Annotated in this window: 4 protein-coding genes; all 4 read left to right on the top strand. The window is 58.9% G+C overall.

Features of this window, described 5'->3' with window-relative positions:
- Positions 1-723 (top strand): NADH-ubiquinone oxidoreductase-F iron-sulfur binding region domain-containing protein (locus tag WA354_RS00835; protein WP_472811111.1); only part of this gene is annotated, 723 nt, incomplete at its 5' end.
- Complete coding sequence (gene hoxU / locus WA354_RS00830) at positions 720-1,433, top strand: bidirectional hydrogenase complex protein HoxU (RefSeq protein WP_472811110.1); 714 nt, start codon at positions 720-722, stop codon at positions 1,431-1,433. The genes WA354_RS00835 and hoxU, both read left to right, overlap by 4 nt.
- Positions 1,430-1,963 carry an NADH-quinone oxidoreductase subunit B family protein gene (locus WA354_RS00825; RefSeq protein WP_472811109.1) on the top strand — a complete coding sequence of 178 codons (534 nt, stop codon included), beginning with the start codon at positions 1,430-1,432 and terminating at the stop codon, positions 1,961-1,963. Before hoxU ends, WA354_RS00825 begins: the two co-directional genes overlap by 4 nt.
- 20 nt (positions 1,964-1,983) lie before the next feature.
- The coding region (locus WA354_RS00820) for a nickel-dependent hydrogenase large subunit (RefSeq protein ID WP_472811108.1) at positions 1,984-2,498 on the top strand (515 nt) is incomplete at its 3' end.

Below are 2,498 nucleotides of genomic sequence, written 5' to 3'. Positions count from 1 at the left end.
TGGGGACGCCCCACGCTGATTAACAATGTGGAAACTTTCGCCAACATCGCACCCATCATTCGCAACGGCGGCAAGTGGTTTGCAAGCATGGGCTCGGCCCGCAGCAAGGGCACCAAGGTCTTTGCGCTCACCGGCAAAATCACGAATACCGGCCTGGTCGAAGTGCCCATGGGCATCAAGCTCCGCGAGATCATCGAAGTTATCGGCGGCGGGGTGCCGGACGGACATACGTTCAAAGCCGTGCAGACCGGCGGCCCATCGGGCGGCTGTCTCCCGGCGGAGATGCTGGACATCGGCGTCAGCTACGACGCCCTGGTTGCGGTCGGTTCCATCATGGGTTCGGGCGGCATGATCGTGATGGACGATACCTCCTGCATGGTGAACGTGGCTCGCTTCTTCATCGAGTTCTGCATGACCGAGTCCTGCGGCAAGTGCATTCCTTGCCGCGCCGGCACCGCCCAGATGCATACCCTGCTTACCCGCATCTGCGAAGGCACGGGCACCATGGCCGATCTTGAACTCCTGGTCGATCTCTGTGCCACGGTGAAGGAAACCAGCCTTTGCGGTCTTGGACAGACGGCGCCAAACCCGGTGTTGAGCACACTCCGCTACTTCAAGAACGAATACATCGAACACATTGTGCACAAGCGTTGTCCGGCCGGCGTCTGCAATATCGCTGGAGCAACCACTCATATAGAAGCTCCCGCGGAGGTGTTGGCATGAGCGAAAGTGTTGGCGTAAAAACACTGCAAATCGACGGACAGGAAGTGAGCGCACGCTCGGGGCAAACCATCCTTGAAGTCGCCAAAGAGAATGACATTCACATTCCTACACTGTGCCATCTCGACGGCCTCACAGACGTAGGTGCCTGCCGATTATGTGTGGTTGAGATCAAGGGCAACAATAAGCTGTTTCCGGCCTGCGTCACCAGCGTATTTGAAGGCATGGAAGTCAGCACGGATACTGAGCGGTTGCGGAAGCACCGCCGCACCATCCTTGAGTTGCTGTTTGCCGAGCGCAACCACGTTTGCTCAGTCTGTGTGTCGAATGGACACTGCGACTTGCAGTCGATGGCGCAGGAACAGGGCCTGACACACGTTCGCCTTCCTTACCGCAATCCCGAACTTACGGTTGATGCATCGCACGAGCGTTTCACTGTCGACCACAACCGCTGCATCCTGTGCACTCGCTGCGTACGCGTTTGCGCCGAAGTTGAAGGCGCACATGTCTGGGATGTGATGGGCCGTGGCATCAACTCCATCGTGATCACGGATCTGCACGAGGATTGGGGTAAATCCAGTTGCACTCGTTGCGGCAAATGCGTGCAGGTGTGCCCCACCGGAGCGCTGTTTGACAAGGGCAAGATCGGCTCCGATCACCCCAAGTATCCCGATTTTCTGCCCAATCTGAACATGATGAGGGAGGCGCAATGAGCAAACTGCGATTGGCAACTGCATGGCTGGACGGCTGCTCCGGCTGCCACATGTCGTTTCTCGACATGGATGAACGACTTCTCGAATTGGCGAATCTCGTCGACGTGGTGTACAGCCCGATTGTGGACACCAAGGAGTTTCCAGACAACGTGGACATTGCTCTGGTCGAGGGAGCCGTGGCATCGGTTGACGATGAGAAGAAAATCAGGAAGATCCGTGCCCACGCGAAGATGCTGATTGCGATGGGAGACTGCGCGATTACAGGCAACGTTCCCTCAATGCGTAATCCGCTCGGTCCGGAAGCGATTCTCGACCGCGCCTACATTGAGAACGCCACGATACAGCAACAGATTCCCTGCGTGGTGGTGCCTAAACTGCTCAAGATCGTCCGGCCCATCCATGAATTTGTGAAGGTGGACGTTTTCCTGCCCGGCTGCCCGCCATCCGCCGATACATTCCACACAGCGCTGACGGCGCTCATCACCGGCGAGCCGCTGGATATTCCGGCCCTCACCCGCTTTGGAGCCTGATCCCCGAAGGAGTTCGAGTTATGACGCAGACCATCACGATCGACCCGGTTACCCGGCTCGAAGGACACGGCAAGATCACGATCCAGTTGAACGCCCAGGGCGAGGTGGAGGACGCGCACTTTCATGTAACCCAGGTGCGCGGCTTTGAGAAGTTCTCCCAGGGCCGGCCGTTCTACGAGATGCCGGCACTCACGGCGCGCATTTGCGGGATCTGTCCTGTCTCGCACCTGCTGGCGTCGGCCAAAGCCTGCGAAGCCATCATGTCGGTGCGCATTCCGCACACCGCTGCGCAACTGCGCCGCATGCTGAACCTGGCCCAGATGGTACAGTCGCATGCGCTGAGCTTCTTCCATCTTTCGTCGCCCGATCTGCTGTTGGGCATGGAATCGGACCCGGCACAGCGCCATATCTTCGGCGTTGCCGCCGCACGGCCCGAACTGGGACGCGCAGGAATCGGGTTGCGGCGATTCGGCCAGCACGTGATCGAACTGCTCGGCACCAAGCGCATCCATACCGGATGGGTTGTGCCCGGCGG

Source organism: Occallatibacter sp. (assembly GCF_049802275.1).
Classification (GTDB): Bacteria; Acidobacteriota; Terriglobia; order Terriglobales; family Acidobacteriaceae; genus Telmatobacter.
Note: the sequence above shows the minus strand (reverse complement) of the source record. Positions and strands in the feature narration are given on the sequence as shown.